Below are 16,757 nucleotides of genomic sequence, written 5' to 3'. Positions count from 1 at the left end.
CGTGCCCAGGTGGGCGCCAGGTACTCGTCCCCGCTCGACGCTCGACATGCCGAGCCGTTGCCAACGGCCTGTGGAAGGATTGCAAATGAATGACGCCGTTATCGTCGACGTCGTACGAACCGCGTGTGGGAAGGGTAAGCCGGGAGGCGCCCTGTCCCGCGTCCACCCGGTGGATCTGCTGGCGACTGTGCTCCAGGCCATAGTCGAGCGCAACGGTCTCGATCCTGCGATGATCGATGACGTGATCGGCGGCTGCGTAACGCAGTCCGGCGAGCAAGCTGTCAACATCACCCGCACCGCCTCGCTTGCCGCGGGCCTGCCGGAATCCGTGCCCGGCACCACCATCGATCGCCAGTGTGGCTCCAGCCAGCAGGCAGCGCATTTCGCCGCGCAGGGTGTGCTCGCGGGAACGTACGACATCGCGATCGCCTGCGGCGTGGAATCGATGAGCCGGGTGCCGATGCTCTCCAACGCGCGGGGCCAGGACACGTCCGGCGCTCTCCTGGGCAGGCGCTACCCCGAGGGGCTGATCCCGCAGGGCTTGTCCGCCGAACTCATCGCCGCTCGTTGGAAGCTGGAGCGCGACGAGCTGGACGCCTTCGCGGCCCGTTCCCACCAGCGGGCGGCGGCCGCCGCCGCTGCCGGAAGTTTCGACAAGGAGATCGTGCTCGTTGGCGAGCATGCGATGGATGAGACCATTCGGTCTGGCACGACGGCGGAGGGACTGGCGAAGCTCAAGCCTGCCTTCACCGGCGCTCCCGAGGCCGAGCGCTTTCCGGAGATCGGTTGGCGGATCACGCCCGGCAACTCATCGCCGCTGACCGATGGCGCCTCGGCCGCTCTGATCATGAGCGCCCGCCTCGCCGAGCAGCTGGGTCTGCGGCCCCGGGCGCGGTTCCACTCCTTCGCCGTCGCCGGCTCGGACCCGGTCCTGATGCTCACCGGTGTCATCCCCGTCACGCGGAAGATTCTCGATCGGTCAGGTCTGAGCCTCGACAACATCGACGCCTACGAGGTGAACGAGGCCTTCGCCCCGGTGCCGATCGTGTGGCAGCGCGAGTTGGGAGCGGACCCCGAGAAGCTCAACCCCCGCGGCGGTGCGATCGCGCTCGGCCACCCGCTCGGCGCCTCCGGCACCCGGCTGCTCGCGACTCTGGTCAACCACCTCGAGGCGACTGGCGGCCGGTACGGCCTTCAGACCATGTGCGAGGGGGGCGGCATGGCCAACGCCACCATCATCGAGCGGCTCTGACTGACGTCCATCACCTTGAGAGGGAAACATGAACATAGCAGGCAGTGTGGCAGTCATCACCGGAGGATCCTCCGGCCTGGGCTTCGCCACGGCCCAGCGGCTCCTGGACGCCGGGGCCTTTGTGACCCTGGTGGACCTGCCGTCCTCTGACGGCGCGGCCGTCGCCGCCAAGCTCGGAGACCGGGCCATCTTCGCCCCCGCCGATGTCACCAGCGAACAGGACATCACCGCCGCTCTTGACGCAGCCGCGCAACTTGGGGACATACGCATCGCCGTGAACTGCGCGGGCATTGGCCCTGCCGGCCGCGTGCTGGGAAAGAAGGGTCCTTTCCCGCTGAATGATTTCGCCCGCATCGTCCAGGTCAACCTAATCGGCACCTTCAACGTCATCCGTCTGGCGGCTGAGCGAATGAGCTCCAACGAGCCGGTGGACGGCGACCGTGGGGTCATTGTCAACACCGCGTCGGTCGCCGCGTTCGAAGGCCAGATCGGTCAGGCCGGGTACTCCGCGTCCAAGGGCGGTGTCGTCGGCCTGACCCTGCCCGTCGCCCGCGACCTGGCGAGCCTGCGCATCCGTGTTGTCACCATCGCCCCCGGGCTGTTTGAGACACCGATGCTCGCCGGGCTCCCCGAAGAGGCGAAGAAGTCCCTCGGCGATCAGGTGCCGCACCCCAACCGCCTGGGTCATCCTGAGGAGTACGCCGCCCTGGTCCAGCACATCACCGAGAACCCCATGCTCAACGGCGAAACCATTCGCCTCGACGGGGCCATCCGCATGGCCCCCCGCTAGAAGGCTGCCGCAAGTCTTGTTGAGGGCTGTCCGGCCGCGGGACGGACAGCCCTGCGAGGCCGCGCTGGACTCTTGCGGCGATGTGATGCTCTATTGCGTGGGGAGTGTGAGGGACTGTTCGGCCCAGACGGTCTTCCCGGATTGCCGGTACCGGCTGCCCCAGCGGCTGGCGAGTTGGGCGACCAGGAACAGGCCGCGGCCCCCTTCGTCGGTGGTGCGGGCCCGACGCAGCCGGGGCTGGGCGTTGCCCCGGTCGGAGACCTCGCAGACGAGTACCTCGTCGCGGATGAGCCGTACGCTGAACGGGCCGCCGGCGTAACGGATGGCGTTGGTGGCCAGCTCACTGACGATGAGTTCCGTGGTGAAGGCGAAATCGTCGAGTCCCCAGGCGGTGAGCTGCCGGGCGACCACATGGCGCACGTCGGCCACGACAGTCGGGTCACTGGGGAACTCCCAGTCAACGGTGGAGCCTTCAGGAAGCTTCCGAAGGCGGGCAAGCAGCAGGGTGGCATCGTCGCGGGGCGGGGGATCGGCTGTGTCGGCCAGCAAGTCGCAGGTGATGGCATCAAGCGACGGAGCGTCAAGCGACGGAGCCCGGGTGGGTCCACACCGTGCAGCGAGGCAGCCCACCAGCCGCTGTGTCCCGCTTTCGATGTCTCGCCCGCCGAGTGCGGTCAGCCCGTCGGTATAGAGCGCGAGGATGCTGTCGGCCTCCAGAAGGAGATCCGTGACCTCGAACGGCATGCCCCCCACCCCTAGTGGTGGTCCAGGGGCGACCTTGATCTCCTCGACTGTGCCGTCAGGACGTACCAGAATGGGCGGTGGATGCCCCGCCGCGGCCATTTCGCATCGTCCGCTAGCCGGGTCGTAGATGGCATACAGGCAGGTGGCGCCGACGCTGTCCTGGTGCTGAGGCTTCGCCTCGGCCACCAGCTGCTGCACAAGGTCGTCAACATGGGTCAGCAATTCGTCCGGGGACAGTTCAAGCTCCGCCAGGGTCAGGACGGCCGTCCGAAGCCGCCCCATGGTCGCGGTGGCGTGCAGGCCATGGCCGATCACGTCCCCCACGACGAGAGCCACTCGCAGACTGGGCAGCGGGATGACGTCGAACCAGTCGCCCCCGATACCTGCTCCGCCACCCGCGGGCAGGTAGCTGCCAGTCGTTTCGGCGGCCGGTGTGTCGCGGGTAGGGCGGGGGAGCAGGCGCTGTTGGAGCGAGGTTGCCGCACGGCGTTCACGTATATACCTGCGGGCGTTGTCGACTGTGATCGCGGCCCGCGACACGATCTCTTGGAGCAGCTCGAGGTCTTCCTCGGTGAAGGCTTCGACCTGCTCGGTCCGCCAGACATTCACGCTGCCCAACAGGAGCCCCCGCGCGAAGAGCGGAGTCGCCACCGCCGAATGCCCATGTTCGGGAACGAAGGCCCTGACCAGGTCCGGATCGCCGAGTATGGCGACGGCAGTCGCCCGGTCCGGCACCAAGAGCCCCTCGCCGCGCTGACGCTTCCTGACATCCGGTATGTCCGGCATCAGGGGGACTGGTTCTCCCACCGAGAGCAGGCTATCGGGCCAGCTCCCCGATGCGGCGGCCACGGCGACCCGGCGCAGATGCAGCTGCCCGCCACCGGTCAACTTCGGCGGCTCGTCGCCTTCGAGGATGGCTTCGGCGAGGTCGACGCTGGCCAGATCACCGAGCGCGGGAACCAGGATGTCGGCGAGCTCCTGGACGATGCGGATGACGTCGAGGGAGTCGCCGATGCGGACGGAGGCGTCGTGCCGTAGCTCCTGATGGGGGCGTTCCACTCGCTGTGCCGTGACATCTGTGAACAGTGTGGCGACGCCAGTGGGCCGTCCCTGGGGATCCTCCAGTCGGAGAGCGGATAGCGACAGTGTCCACTGGAGCCCGGGGACGAGCGACGAGCGCACCCGCTGTTCCTGGCCGACCAGCGGCTCTCCTGTCTCCAGCACCAGCCGTAGAGCGGTCTCCAGCTCGCGGGCGTCCTGCGGGGACATCACGTCGTGGAGGCTGCTTCCCGGGCGCAGAGGCGGTCCGAAGGTGGCATTCGTATGTGTGATCCGCAGATTGAGATCGTGGAACGCGACCCCGATCCTGTCCTGGGTCAGCAATGCCTGTACGAAGGCGGAGTCCCGGTTGTGCTCCCGTTCCCTCGGGTCTCCCGTCGGCGTGGCCAGCAGGAGGAACTCCGACCCGTCGTCGAGCGGGAGTACACGGAGAGTGACCTCCACCGTGTGACCCGAGCGGTGGCGGAGTCCCACCAGACCCGACGTCGGGACTCCCGGCGTACTGGGACCCGCATCAAGCTGCTCAGCAGCCCCGACGAGCAGATTCTGGATGGGACGACCACAAACCTCGTCGGACGTGTGGCCCAGCAGTGCAGCCGCAGCGCCAGACCATCGCAGTACCGTGCTGCGGCTGTCGAGCACGGCGGCAGCGACGTCTACCGGCGGGTGAGACCGTTGACTGACACGGCCTGCGGGTACATCCATTTCGCTCTTGCCCGGGACAGCGCTATTTCGGTAGCGGCCTGTATGTAACGTTCAGTATACGACCGCGGGCGAGAACGGTCGCGGCTTGAGTGGCGGGCCCTGTGGACGCGGCAGGGTGAGCGCCGCATCGCAGCCGCCCGACATGGTCAGCGCCAAGGCCCGCGGGGCGTGCACGCTGCTCACACGCCCACACCGCGACTAGCTCCCTCTTGACGAATCCTGTCAACCCTTGGCGGCGATTCGTATATATGGTTAAATAAATCAACTCTATAATGACCTTGGGATGCTGGGAGGGCCGGCGTGAGTTTGAGGATCGTTGTCTGTGTGAAGTACGTGCCCGACGCCACCGGCGACCGGCACTTCGCCGAGGACCTGACCGTCGATCGTGAGGACGTGGACGGTCTGCTCTCGGAGCTGGACGAGTACGCGGTCGAGCAGGCCCTCCAGATCGCCGAGGAGCGTCAGCGGGCAGGTGATGACGCGGAGATCACCGTGCTGACCGTGGGTCCGGAGGACGCGAAGGACGCGTTGCGCAAGGCGCTGTCGATGGGTGCGGACAAGGCCGTGCATGTCGAGGACGAGGATCTGCATGGCACGGATGCGCTGGGTACCTCGTTGGTGCTGGCCAAGGCGGTCGAGAAGACCGGCTATGACCTGGTGATCTGCGGGATGGCCTCCACGGACGGCACCATGGGCGTGCTCCCGGCGATGCTGGCGGAGCGTCTGGGTGTGCCGCAGGTGTCGCTGCTGTCGCAGGTGTCGGTCGGGGACGGCTCGGTGAGGGGGCGCCGGGACGGGGACACCGCGACCGAGCAGTTGGAGGCGTCGCTTCCGGCGGTGGTGTCGGTGACCGACCAGTCCGGTGAGGCCCGGTATCCGTCGTTCAAGGGGATCATGGCGGCGAAGAAGAAGCCGGTGACCTCCTGGGACCTGGAGGACCTGGAGATCGAGTCGGACGAGGTCGGTCTCGAGGGTGCCTGGACGGCCGTGGAGGGTGCCACTGAGCGTCCGGCCCGTACGGCGGGCACGATCGTCAAGGACGAGGGCGAGGGTGGCAAGCAGCTCGCCGAGTTCCTGGCGGGTCAGAAGTTCATCTGAGCCGCGCTGTCCCTACTGTCCAGATCTTTCGCATGTCGCAGGAGAGCGATTCCCATGGCTGAAGTTCTTGTCTTTGTTGATCACGTGGACGGTGCCGTCCGCAAGCCCACCCTGGAGCTGTTGACGCTGGCCCGCCGCATCGGTGAGCCCGTCGCGGTCTCTCTCGGTGCCGGTGCCGCGGATACGGCGTCCACTCTGGCGGAGTACGGTGCGGTGCGGGTGCTGGCCGCGGATGCGCCGGAGTTCGCCGACTATCTCGTGGTGCCGAAGGTGGAGGCGGTTCAGGCGGCGTATGAGGCCGTGTCGCCGTCCGCTGTGTTGTTCCCGTCCTCCGCGGAGGGTAAGGAGATCGCGGCCCGGCTGGCGGTCCGTATCGGTTCGGGCATCATCACCGATGCGGTGGATCTGGAGGCTGGTGAGGGGGGTCCGGTGGCGACGCAGTCGGTGTTCGCCGCCGCTTTCACCGCCAAGTCCCGGGTCAGCAAGGGCACGCCGGTGATCACCGTCAAGCCCAACTCGGCCGCGCCGGAGGCGGCTGCGGCCGCGGGTGCGGTCGAGGTGCTTGAGGTGTCCTTCTCCGAGAACGCCACCGGTACGAAGGTGGTGGCGCGTACGCCGCGTGAGTCGACGGGGCGTCCGGATCTGACCGAGGCCGCGATTGTGGTCTCCGGTGGTCGTGGTGTGGGTGGTGCGGAGAACTTCCCCGTGGTCGAGGCGCTGGCCGATTCCCTCGGCGCGGCGGTTGGCGCCTCGCGTGCGGCGGTGGACGCGGGCTGGTATCCGCACACCAATCAGGTGGGTCAGACGGGTAAGACCGTTTCGCCGCAGTTGTACATTGCGGCGGGTATCTCGGGTGCGATTCAGCATCGGGCCGGTATGCAGACCTCGAAGACGATTGTGGCGGTCAACAAGGATGCCGAGGCTCCGATCTTCGACCTGGTTGATTACGGCGTGGTCGGTGACCTGTTCGAGGTCGTCCCGCAGCTGACCGAGGAGGTCAAGTCCCGCAAGGGCTGAGCCTTCACGATCACGAGCTCACCCTGCGACTGCGGGGACGGCATTCCGGCGAGGACGGTGCCCTACGGCGATTCGATCCCGGCGCATGCAGGGTGCTCTGGATGGCCGGGCGTCCGCCTGCGGGATTCAGCTCGGAGATCAGCCAACGGGACTGGCGGCGCGAGCGATGCGCCAGGCGCCGTCCGCCTGCCGTTCAACCTGGACCGCATGTGGCTTAAATATTATACTTATTTAGCGTTGTCAGTGCGGCATCGTGCCGCGGATACGGAGGACGCCGATGGCTGGGATGCTCGATGGACGCGTAGTTGTCGTCACGGGCGGGGGGCGTGGAATCGGAAAGGCCCACTGCCTTGAACTCGCGCGCCAGGGCGCGACGGTAATCGTCAACGACCTGGGAGTGGGGCTTCGCGGAGACGACGTCGGCGAGTCCCCCGCCGAGGGGGTCGTGGCGGAGATCCAGAAACTGGGCGGCCGGGCAGCCGCCGACTCCACATCCGTCACCGATTGGGGCGGGGTCGGTCGGCTCGTCGAGCGGGTGGTGGCGGAGTTCGGAAGGCTGGACGGTGTCGTCAACAACGCCGGGATTCTGCGGGATGGCGTGATCACCAAGCTCCGCGAGGAAGATCTCGACCAGGTGCTGGCGGTGCACCTCAAGGGTACGTTCGCGCTGACTCATCACGTCTGTGCGTACTGGCGTGCGGTGGCGCGGACACAGGGGCGGGTCGCCGGGAGAATCGTCAACACGACATCCGGTACCGGCTTGGCCGGGAACGTCGGGCAGGCGGCCTACGGGGCGGCAAAGGCCGGTATCGCCAACCTCACGATGATCACCGGAATGGAGATGGACAGATACGGGGTCACGGCCAACGCTGTGTCGCCGGTGGCGTCCACCCGGATGACGGCGGACTCGGTGTCGCACGGCCATACCGACCCTGGCAGTTTGGACCCGCTGGCCCCGGAGAACTGTTCACCGGTCGTCGCCTGGCTGCTCTCCGAGGAGTCCGGCTGGCTCAGTGGCGCGGTCCTGCGGGTCGAGGGCGGGCGGGTGAGCCGCACCCGCCCCTGGACCGTCCTTGACGGCTACACCTCCGCCGACGGCGGTCGCCTCTCCGCGGAGGAAGTCGACGCGGGGCTTCGCAAGGTGTTCGGCGTTTTTCCCGGCGGCATTCCGTCGCTCACCTCGCGGTGACCGCGTACGTGCCTGCGGGGACGCGCGACCTGGACTGACGTCCGGAAAGGGACCTTTGATGGCATATATAAGCAGTATCAGTACCTACGTTCCCCCCTGGGGGGAGGTCGGCCGACGGGCACCCGGCGGCGATGAGGACGCCGTCACCATGGCAGTCGAAGCGGGGCGTGCCGCGCTGGAAGCGGCCGGGACCGGCGCGGTCGAACGCGTGGTCCTGGTCAGCCGCGACCTGCCGCTGTTGGAGGGCGGCAACTCCGCGGCATTGCTGGCGGGCCTCGGTCTACCGCCCGACACCGATGTGGTCGAACGCCTCGGCGGCGCACCGGCCACGCTGGACGCCATACTGACCGCCCGCCCCCGGACCCTGGTGACCGCTGCCGACCTGGACCCGGCCGGCGCCGGCGCCGTGGTGGTGTCCTCCAACGGGTCTGTCCTGCGTCCGGTGGGCCGGGTCACCCACAGTCTGCCGGTCCAGGCACGCTCCTCGAACGGCGTGATCCACCGATACGACGACCCGCGGCTGCTGCGCGAGCGCGGCCTGCTGGCCTCACTCGACCGGCTGCGGAAACCCGGCAACGGCCTGGAAGGCAGGCCCGCCGCGATCGCCGGTGCGCCCTTCGCACAGGTCCGCGCGCTGTGCGACGGTGAGCCGCCCCGCCTGCCTGTCCTTGGCGCCAGCGCGACCGTCTTCGCCTTGGCCGCGCTGGCCGAGCGGAAGGAACCGGCCGTGCTGGCCGCCGCCGAGCAGGCGTCGTTGACGGCCGCCGCGCTGGACACCTCCGCGGGCGAACTCGCGCACGTACGCCGGCTGGAGCCGCTTGCGCGCGCTGTCCCGACGTCCCGTACCACGCCCGGCTTGGACATGCCTGTCTCACTCGCCGCGTACGACCGGGCGTTCGAGTCCAAGGTGGGCTGGAAGGCCGCCCGCTGCGAGAGCTGCGGCACCCTCGCGTTCCCCCGGCGCTACCGCTGCCGGGGATGCGGAACGGAGGGCGAGTGGTCACTGGTGCCGCTGCCACGCCGCGCAGTGGTCTACACGACAACCACTGTGCACGTACCGGTACCAAGCCTCACCACGCCGTACACCCTCGTGGTGGTCCAGCTCGACGGCACCGATGTACGTGTTCTGGCCCGAACGACCGCGGCCGAGCCCGGCTCGGTATCGATCGGCGACACCGGGCGGATGACGCTACGGCGGGTGGCCGTGCGCTCGGGTGTGCCCGACTACGGGTACGCCTTCTGGCCCGACGATGTCCCTGAGGGGCACGAGGAGGAAGTTCGATGAGGCGGGTGGCACTGGTGGGAGCGGGGATGACCCCGTTCGCCGAACACTTCGACCTGGGACTCAAGGACCTGCTGCCGATGGCGGTGACGGAGTGCGAGCGGTCCGTGGACAAGGGTGTGAACCGCTCCGACGTCCAGGCTGCCTGGTTCGGCGAATTGACCACCACCGACGGATTTCCCTCCGGGATCCTGGCGGATAGCTGTGGTCTGGAAGACATACCGGTGACCCGCGTGGAAAACGCCTGCGCGACCGGCAACGACGCGCTGCGCAACGCCACCTTCGCGGTCGCGTCCGGTCATGTGGATGTCGCCCTCGTCGTCGGTGCGGACAAGGTGCGCGAGTCCTCGGCCAGGTCCACGTTCTGGGAGTGGGCCGGCATGACCCGCGACATGGCGTGGGACTACCCGCTCGGACTGGTCGCACCGGCCAACTTCGCCCTGCACGTCATGCGGTATCTGCATGAGTCACCGGCCACCCGCGAGCACATGGCCATGGTCGCGGTGAAGAACCACCGGCACGCGGTGTCCAACCCCAAGGCACAGCTGCGCTTCGAGATCACGATGGAGCAGGCACTGAACGCCCCCATGGTGGTCGAACCCTTCGGCCTGTACGACTGCACACCACAGAGCGACGGCGCCGCCGCACTGCTGGTGGTCGCCGAGGAGGTGGCCGACCGGTACACCGATCGGCCGGTTTGGGTACGCGGGGTGGGGCTGGGGCTCGACCGCGTGATGCATCAGCACAAGGTGGACATGACGACGTTCCCGGCGACGGTGCGCGCGGCCCGGCAGGCGTTCGCGATGGCAGGGCTTTCGCCGCAGGACGTCGACGTGGCGGAGGTCCACGACTGTTTCACCGGGGTGGAGCTCATCTCCTACGAGGACCTGGGCTTCGCGGAGCGCTTCGGCGCCTCCAAGCTCGTGGAGTCGGCGGCGACGAGCGTAGGTGGCTCCCTGCCGGTCAACCCGAGCGGGGGCCTGAAGGCGAAGGGGCACCCGCCGGGTGCCACCGGGGTCGCCCAGTGCGTCGAGCTCTTCGAGCAGTTGCGCGGTGACGCGGTCAATCAGGTCGAGGGAGCGCGAGTAGGGCTGGCACACAACATCGGCGGTCCCACGGCGGTTTCGGCGGTTACTGTCCTGGGCGCCGAACGCGGGTGACGGCGTGCCGCCGTTGCGGCAGGCCCTGCACATCAGAACGACCAGGCCGACCATGTGGAGTTGATCTCGGCTGCGTTGACGCACGGCCCCGATCGGGGCCGTGCGTCAACGCCGATGGCGCGCGGTGTGGTGGTCATGCCCGGCTCTGCGGCCACCGCTATATCCAAGGCTCCGTGACTGGCTTATATTGACGACGCCATAAAAATGGAGAGGTCGTTCTTTATGCCCAAGGTCACACAAGCCCACCGTGACGCCCGCAAGCAGCAGATCCTGGAGGCGGCGCGCGCCGTCTTCGCCGAACGCGGGTTCGCCCAAACCTCTACCGGTGACATTGTCGCGAGATCCGGCCTGTCCACGGGCGCGGTGTACAGCTACTACCCCAGCAAGCACGACCTCGTGCTGGCCGTCTGCGATACGGCGGTGGACAGCCTCTTCGGCGACGACGCCCACCAGGACCTGTCCGGCTTGCTGGAGAGGGTCCGTGCCGGCGGGCCCGAGCATGCGAGCCTGATGGCGCAGGTGTGGGGAGAGGCCGCGGTGTCCCCGGAGCTGGCCGGGAGGATCCGCGACCAGCTGGCGGCTCTGCGGGCGAAGGTCGCCGACCTTGTACGCGGCGAACGGGCCCATCGCGGCCTTCCGGACGACCCCGACCCCGCTGGACTGGCGAACGCCCTGCTCGCCCTCCTCACCGGACACTCGCTACGGCTCGCGGTGGGCGACGACTCGGGCGCGGAAGCCTTTTCCCGGGCCATCCGCGCCATCGTCGAGGCGCCCGCGCCTGGAGAGGGGTGACGGCTGACGCTGAACCCTGAGCCGGGCCAACTGGGGCGGAGCGGGCAGGATGGGGACGTGAGTGGCGGGGACAAAAAGAGCGAGCTCTCGTTTTTATTGCTATGGTGTCAGCACCCCTTCCCCGGATTCGCGAGAGGTGCTTTCCCATGACTGAATCAGTGGCCGAGCGGACCGAGCCGTCGGCGGCCAATCCACCCGGCCGTGCTCCTTCGCTCACCCTTGGTGTCCTGGCGCTCATCGGCACGGTGTGGGGCATCATGCAGCCGCTGGTGGCGCCCGCCCTGCCTGACATCGCCGCACAGGTGGGTGTAGCCCCCAGCGGTGCGGCGTGGCTGCTGACCGCCTTCCTCCTCAGTGCCGCCATCGCCACGCCGATCATCGGACGGCTAGGTGACCTCTACGGCAGAACACAGCTGCTCCTGGTCACCCTGGCGCTGGTCATCGCGGGGTCGGTACTGGACGCGACCGCGGGCTCCCTCGGCCTGCTGGTGGCCGGGCGCGTCCTCCAGGGCTTCGGTGCGGGTGTCTTCCCGCTCGTCTTCGGCATCGCCCGGGATACCTTCCGCGCCGAGCGGGTTCCGCACGCCATCGGGCTCATCTCCGTCACACTGGGCATCGGCAGCGGCATCGGCGTGGTGTTGTCCGGCGTCATCGTCGACAACCTCGACTATCACTGGATCTTCTGGCTCCAGACCCTGGTGCTCGCGCTCTGCCTGCTGGCCACCCAGGCCCTGGTCCCGCCGTCGAGGAACCGCACCACGGGCAACGTCAACTGGGTCGGTGCGGCTCTCATGGGCGGGGGACTCGCCGGCATACTGCTGGCCGTGTCCAAGGCGTCCGCCTGGGGGTGGGGCTCGCTCGCCACGCTCGGATGCGCCCTGGGCGGTCTGGTCCTGCTGGCGCTGTGGACGGTGTCGGAACGCCGCACCCGGCACCCGCTCGTGGACATGACCACCCTGCGCATCCCAGCCGTCTGGACCACCAACCTCACCGCCGTGCTCCTGGGCGCCGGCATGTTCTCCGCGTTCGTCCTGATACCGCCCTTCGCGCAGGCTCCCACCTCCACCGGCTTCGGCTTCGGCGCTTCCGTCACCACATCCGGACTGCTGCTGCTGCCGATGGCCCTGACCATGTTCGTGGTCGGCTCCTTCGCCGGACACATCCAGCACCGCATCGGAGCCAAGGCGTCCCTGGTGGCGGGATCCGCCGTATCGATGAGCGCCTACACCCTTCTGCTGGTGGCCCACGACAGCAAGCTGCCGATCTACGGCGCGACCGGCGTCCTCGGCATCGGCGTGGCCCTGGGCTTCTCCGCAATGGCCAACCTCATCGTGCAGGCCGTACCCGGCCACCAGACCGGTATGGCGACCGGCTTCAACACCGTCGCCCGCACTGTCGGCAGCGCCGTCGGCAGTGCCCTGGCCGCCACGCTGCTCGCCAACGGCGCCTCGTCCTCCGGGCCCGCGGTCAGCGGGTTCAACAACGCCTTCCTGGTCGCCGTTATCGCGCTGGCGCTATCCACTCTCACCGCCATCGCCATCCCCACCCACAAGGAGACCGCCGCGGGAGCAACGTCGGTTTCCTGATCGGTCAGCGCCGGTCCGCTGCGTCGCGGCAGGGCGCCGGCGCCCGGTAGACCCAGGTACACCCCGATGCCGACCGGAGCGGGCTCACGTGACCGTATGCCGCCCCGAATGGGGTCTGTTCATGGTGAGTCCGCCATCGCCGGTCGGCACGCGTGTGTGTGGCGCTTCGCCACCGACGCCCCTGGGGGCGGGGCGGCGCCCTGCCCGCCCCGCTCCCCGCGGGGAGGACCGCCTATCGCCGAGCCGGGGTCATCCGTCCGGTAGCGGAGCAGTCATTCCGAGCGGGGCTGGTCTACTCGACAACGGCCATCTATAGTGTTTAATTATCTAAATGATTATTCCGATAGAGGAGGTCTCGTGCAGGGTGTGCTGACCGAGGAGCAGGTATACCTGCGCAAGACCGTGGCGGAGCTGCTCAACGACCGCGCTGCCCGGTCGTCGGTGCTCGATGTGGCCGATGGGCCGGACTACGACCGTGACGTATGGACCTTGATGGCACAGCAGGTCGGTCTGCATGGGCTGGCTATTCCAGAGGCATACGGTGGGGCCGGATGGGGGCCGATGGAGCTGGCTGTGGCGTTCGAGGAGATGGGTGCTGTACTGCTGTGCGCGCCATTTTTCGCCAGCGTCGCGTTGGCTGCCAACGCACTGTTGGCCAGTGGTGATGAACCGATGTGTGCCGAGTACCTGCCCGAAATCGCCAGCGGAGAGCGCATCGGATCGGTCGCGCTGATCGAGGGCAGTGGGAGCTGGGGCGAGGAGGGAGTCCAGCTCTCCGCCAGCCGGACCGACGGCTCATGGCGGCTGACCGGACGGAAGACTTACGTCATCGACGGATGCGCCGCGGATTTTCTAGTGGTCGCGGCCAGAAGCGAGGCGGGCGTGAGTCTGTTCGTCGTCGACGCTGTCACGCCGGGCGTGTACCGCGAACCACTGCGTACCCTCGACCTCACTCGCAAGCAGGCCACCGTGACCTTTACGAACGCGTCGGCTCGCCTGCTCGGCGAGGAAGGCGCGGGGTGGCAGGCCCTCGAGCGGACGCTGGACCTCGCCGCCATCTACCTCGCCTGCGAACAGGTCGGTGGCGCGGCGCGCAGCCTGGAGATCGCAGTGGAGTATGCCCAAAACCGCAGGCAGTTCAACCGGCCGATCGGGTCCTTCCAAGCGATCAAGCACAAGTGCGCCGACATGCTCGTCGCGGTCGAACTCGCGCGCTCCGCAGCCCTGTTCGCGGCTGGCGCGGCAGCCGCGAACAGGCCCGATGTGCCAGTTCTGGCCAGCATGGCGAAGGCGGTGTGCTCGGAGAGTTTCGTCCGGTGCGCTGCCGAGACCATCCAGATCCACGGAGGCATCGGATTCACCTGGGAACACCCGGCGCAGCTGTACTTCAAGCGGGCACGTAGCAGCGAGGTGCTGCTTGGTACACCCGCTTACCATCGCAAGCTGCTGGCCGCCAGGGGCGCGGACGAGCTGCCTCTCTAACCAGGTCGGGATGGCGTTCGGAGAGCAACGGAAACCACGCTGAATGGGAGCCTGATGAGTACCACCACGGAGCAGGGAACCGCATTCCGGACGGAGGTTCGAGCCTGGCTGGCCGGGGCCCCATGGCCCCAGGGGCTGCGGAACTACGGTGGGACGCCTGAAGCAAGCGATGTCCCAGCCGGACGGCAGTGGCAGCGCACACTCGCCGACGCCGGTTATGCCTGCCTGCACTGGCCGGTCGAGCACGGCGGGCGCGGGGCATCAGTGCTCGAGCAGGCCATCTTTGCCGAAGAGACAGCCAGGGCGGGAGTACCACGGCAGCTCAACATCGTGGGACCTGACCTGGCCGGTCCCGTGATCATGCGGTTCGGAACAGAGGCGCAGCACCGGAAGTACCTGCCCGGCATCCTGCGTGGTCACCACCTGTGGTGCCAGCTGTTCTCCGAGCCCGAGGCCGGGTCGGACCTGGCGTCGCTGCGCACCAGGGCCAGGCAGGATGGCGACGGCTGGACTGTGGACGGTCAGAAAGTGTGGACCAGCGCGGCCGGGGCGGCGGATTACGGTCTGCTCGTCGCCCGCACCGGCGAGGAGCGCTATCAGGGAATAACAGCGTTCATCGTGGACATGAGCTTGCCGGGGATCACGGTCCGCCCGCTCCGGCAGCTCGACGGTGAGAGCAAATTCAACGAGGTCTTCTTCGAGAGTGTGCGATTGCCGGCCGAGGCCGTGCTCGGCGAGGTCGGGCAGGGCTGGCAGGTGGCCACCGCGACACTAGGCCAGGAACGGCTCTCTCTCGGTGCGCAGGCGGTCGGCATGTTCGAGGCGCTCCGAGAGGTCGCGGATGCGGCACGTGAGCGAGACCTGCTGGGCCCCGTGCTGGAAGACACCATCACGAGTTTGTGGATGCGGATCTGGCTCTTGCGTGCCACCTGGCTACGGGCGCTCAGCGAGGATACCGAGCTGAGCTCCCCGGCGTTCTCGGTGCTCAAGCTGGTGAGCTCCGAGGTCCACCGGGACCTGGGCGACCTCGCCACCGCGGCGCTGGGCGCCGACGCGATGGTCGACGCGGACGACTCCCCGCTCGTGCGCCGGATGCTGGTCGGCCGGGCGCAGACGATTCTCGGCGGCACCAGTGAAATCCAGCGCAACATCCTCGCTGAACGCGTGCTCGGCCTGCCGCGGGAGCCGACTCGGTGAACTGGTGCATGTGGCGAGCCTGACCAAGGATCTCAGCGCCGCGGCGAAGCTGATGAGGCGTGAACCGTCGAAATGCGCGTGGTGAGAAAACGCGGTCGTAAGGCCAGGGCTTCGGATCAAGCAGAATGTGGGGTTGGTGAAATGCGGAACTCTGGCCACGCGAGTGAGTGGGGACGTACTCGGCCGGACGCTCAGCTGGCGGACCTGGTCCGGTCGGGGATGACGATCGCCGTCGGTGATGGTTTCGGCGCGCCGCGTACTGTCTCGGCTGAGCTGAGCAGGGTCGCCGCGCTGGCCGGGGGAGTGCGCCTCATCCTGGGTTGGCTGCCGGTTCCCGACCCCGCGCTGGACTTCGGCGCGTTCGCCGACGTGCGCACTGCGATGCCGGGTTGGGGTCTGCGGGTCGGGGTGGCCGCGGGGACGGTCCGGTTCCCGCCGGTCCGGCTGTCCGCGGTACCAGCGTTGCTGCACGGACCTTGGCGGCCCGACCTGCTCATCGTGAGTGTGGTTCCGGCTGGGAGCGGTTTCGCCTTCGGCACCGAGGTTTCCTGGCAGCGTGCGGCCATCGCCAGCGGCGCCACGGTGGCTGGAGTGGTCGCCCACAGGTCACCCGGCAGCGACGCCGGACCGCCGCTTCCCCGCGAGCAGGTGATCGTAGTCGGTGAGAGCACGGAACCTCCCGCGGTGCTACCGAACTCCGTGCCACGGCCCGAGCAGATGGCCATCGCTCAGGAGCTACTGGGACTGATCCCCGAGTCGGCCCGGCTGCAAGTAGGGCCGGGGCCGGTGACGACCGCGCTGCTGCGCGAGTTGGCGGTGCCGGTGCGAATCGACTCGGGGATCCTGCCCGAACCGGTGGTGGGCCTCGCTGAGCGGGGCCTGCTGGTCGGCGACCCGGTGTGCACATATCTGGCCGGTGGACCACGGCTCCACCAGTGGGCTGACGGCCGCCCGCTGCTTCATCCCATCGAGTACACCCATGACCTCGGGCGACTGTCCGCCGACCCGTTGTTCGCGGTGAACACCGCGATCGAGATCGATTTCGACGGTCAGGTCAATGTCGAAGGTACCGCCTCTGCCGTCCTCGGCGGGATTGGCGGGCACGCCGATTACGCCGCCGCGGGTGCCAGATCGGTCGGCGGACTCAGCATCATCGCCGTCCCCACCCGGCACAACGGGCAGTCCACTCTGGTATCTACGCTGTCCCGCCCAGTGAGCACGCCCGCACACGACGTGGACATCGTGGTGACCGAGTTCGGCGCTGTCGACGTGCGCGGGCTGTCACGGCTGGAACGCCGCGAAGCGCTGGGTGAGTTGTGGAGCCGGAATCCGGAGTTGCCCCGGGGCCGTGGCTTCGCCGGATGACAGCCGCTTGACCGAGCAGACTGAGCAGGTCATCAAACG

Annotated in this window: 13 protein-coding genes; 12 read left to right on the top strand and 1 reads right to left on the bottom strand. The window is 68.2% G+C overall.

Going from position 1 to position 16,757, the window contains the following annotated elements; genetic code table 11:
• Positions 1-85: 85 nt before the first annotated feature.
• The gene (locus ACT2CW_RS27405) at positions 86-1,252 is read left to right on the top strand and encodes a thiolase family protein (RefSeq protein WP_138911580.1); all 1,167 of its coding nucleotides are present in this window, start codon (positions 86-88) and stop codon (positions 1,250-1,252) included.
• Between the two features lie 28 nt (positions 1,253-1,280).
• Entirely contained in the window at positions 1,281-2,042 is a 762-nt protein-coding gene (locus ACT2CW_RS27400) for a 3-hydroxyacyl-CoA dehydrogenase (RefSeq protein WP_138911581.1), read from the top strand.
• A gap of 90 nt (positions 2,043-2,132) precedes the next feature.
• Here ACT2CW_RS27400 and ACT2CW_RS27395 read toward each other — a convergent pair whose 3' ends face one another.
• Entirely contained in the window at positions 2,133-4,487 is a 2,355-nt protein-coding gene (locus ACT2CW_RS27395; RefSeq protein ID WP_445518582.1) for a SpoIIE family protein phosphatase, read from the bottom strand.
• A 363-nt stretch (positions 4,488-4,850) separates the two neighbouring features.
• Between ACT2CW_RS27395 and ACT2CW_RS27390 the strand changes: the two genes are divergently transcribed.
• The 10 genes from ACT2CW_RS27390 to ACT2CW_RS27345 all read left to right on the top strand — a co-directional run bounded on the left by ACT2CW_RS27390 (position 4,851) and on the right by ACT2CW_RS27345 (position 16,718).
• Positions 4,851-5,648 carry an electron transfer flavoprotein subunit beta/FixA family protein gene (locus ACT2CW_RS27390; protein ID WP_138911583.1) on the top strand — a complete coding sequence of 266 codons (798 nt, stop codon included), beginning with the start codon at positions 4,851-4,853 and terminating at the stop codon, positions 5,646-5,648.
• A gap of 54 nt (positions 5,649-5,702) precedes the next feature.
• Positions 5,703-6,665 (top strand): electron transfer flavoprotein subunit alpha/FixB family protein, encoded by a 963-nt coding sequence (locus ACT2CW_RS27385; protein ID WP_138911584.1) that lies wholly within the window; start codon positions 5,703-5,705, stop codon positions 6,663-6,665.
• Positions 6,666-6,942: 277 nt separating this feature from the next.
• A complete protein-coding gene (locus tag ACT2CW_RS27380) occupies positions 6,943-7,854 on the top strand; it encodes an SDR family NAD(P)-dependent oxidoreductase (RefSeq protein WP_138911585.1) in 912 nt (303 codons plus the stop codon).
• Between the two features lie 148 nt (positions 7,855-8,002).
• A complete protein-coding gene (locus ACT2CW_RS27375; protein WP_206311556.1) occupies positions 8,003-9,139 on the top strand; it encodes a Zn-ribbon domain-containing OB-fold protein in 1,137 nt (378 codons plus the stop codon).
• On the top strand, positions 9,136-10,296 hold the full coding sequence (locus ACT2CW_RS27370) for a thiolase C-terminal domain-containing protein (RefSeq protein ID WP_138911587.1): 1,161 nt from the start codon (positions 9,136-9,138) through the stop codon (positions 10,294-10,296). The genes ACT2CW_RS27375 and ACT2CW_RS27370 overlap by 4 nt, the downstream gene beginning before the upstream one ends.
• Before the next feature lie 222 nt (positions 10,297-10,518).
• Positions 10,519-11,088 (top strand): TetR/AcrR family transcriptional regulator, encoded by a 570-nt coding sequence (locus ACT2CW_RS27365; RefSeq protein ID WP_138911588.1) that lies wholly within the window; start codon positions 10,519-10,521, stop codon positions 11,086-11,088.
• Positions 11,089-11,234: 146 nt separating this feature from the next.
• Complete coding sequence (locus tag ACT2CW_RS27360; RefSeq protein WP_171072371.1) at positions 11,235-12,674, top strand: MFS transporter; 1,440 nt, start codon at positions 11,235-11,237, stop codon at positions 12,672-12,674.
• A gap of 357 nt (positions 12,675-13,031) precedes the next feature.
• Entirely contained in the window at positions 13,032-14,156 is a 1,125-nt protein-coding gene (locus tag ACT2CW_RS27355) for an acyl-CoA dehydrogenase family protein (protein WP_138911590.1), read from the top strand.
• Positions 14,157-14,210: 54 nt separating this feature from the next.
• On the top strand, positions 14,211-15,353 hold the full coding sequence (locus ACT2CW_RS27350) for an acyl-CoA dehydrogenase family protein (RefSeq protein ID WP_138911591.1): 1,143 nt from the start codon (positions 14,211-14,213) through the stop codon (positions 15,351-15,353).
• Between the two features lie 219 nt (positions 15,354-15,572).
• On the top strand, positions 15,573-16,718 hold the full coding sequence (locus ACT2CW_RS27345; RefSeq protein WP_206311557.1) for an acetyl-CoA hydrolase/transferase C-terminal domain-containing protein: 1,146 nt from the start codon (positions 15,573-15,575) through the stop codon (positions 16,716-16,718).
• Positions 16,719-16,757: the final 39 nt, after the last annotated feature.

The sequence above is a fragment of the Streptomyces sp. NEAU-174 genome, from assembly GCF_052665095.1.
This window is presented reverse-complemented; position numbering and strand designations above follow the sequence as displayed.

What these genes read in the sequence shown, in the direction of transcription:
- ACT2CW_RS27405 (WP_138911580.1), top strand. Translation starts at nt 86, where the DNA reads ATGAATGACGCCGTTATCGTCGACGTCGTACGAACCGCGTGTGGGAAG.
- ACT2CW_RS27400 (WP_138911581.1), top strand. Translation starts at nt 1,281, where the DNA reads ATGAACATAGCAGGCAGTGTGGCAGTCATCACCGGAGGATCCTCCGGC.
- ACT2CW_RS27385 (WP_138911584.1), top strand. Translation starts at nt 5,703, where the DNA reads ATGGCTGAAGTTCTTGTCTTTGTTGATCACGTGGACGGTGCCGTCCGC.
- ACT2CW_RS27380 (WP_138911585.1), top strand. Translation starts at nt 6,943, where the DNA reads ATGGCTGGGATGCTCGATGGACGCGTAGTTGTCGTCACGGGCGGGGGG.
- ACT2CW_RS27375 (WP_206311556.1), top strand. Translation starts at nt 8,003, where the DNA reads ATGGCAGTCGAAGCGGGGCGTGCCGCGCTGGAAGCGGCCGGGACCGGC.
- ACT2CW_RS27370 (WP_138911587.1), top strand. Translation starts at nt 9,136, where the DNA reads ATGAGGCGGGTGGCACTGGTGGGAGCGGGGATGACCCCGTTCGCCGAA.
- ACT2CW_RS27365 (WP_138911588.1), top strand. Translation starts at nt 10,519, where the DNA reads ATGCCCAAGGTCACACAAGCCCACCGTGACGCCCGCAAGCAGCAGATC.
- ACT2CW_RS27360 (WP_171072371.1), top strand. Translation starts at nt 11,235, where the DNA reads ATGACTGAATCAGTGGCCGAGCGGACCGAGCCGTCGGCGGCCAATCCA.
- ACT2CW_RS27350 (WP_138911591.1), top strand. Translation starts at nt 14,211, where the DNA reads ATGAGTACCACCACGGAGCAGGGAACCGCATTCCGGACGGAGGTTCGA.
- ACT2CW_RS27345 (WP_206311557.1), top strand. Translation starts at nt 15,573, where the DNA reads ATGACGATCGCCGTCGGTGATGGTTTCGGCGCGCCGCGTACTGTCTCG.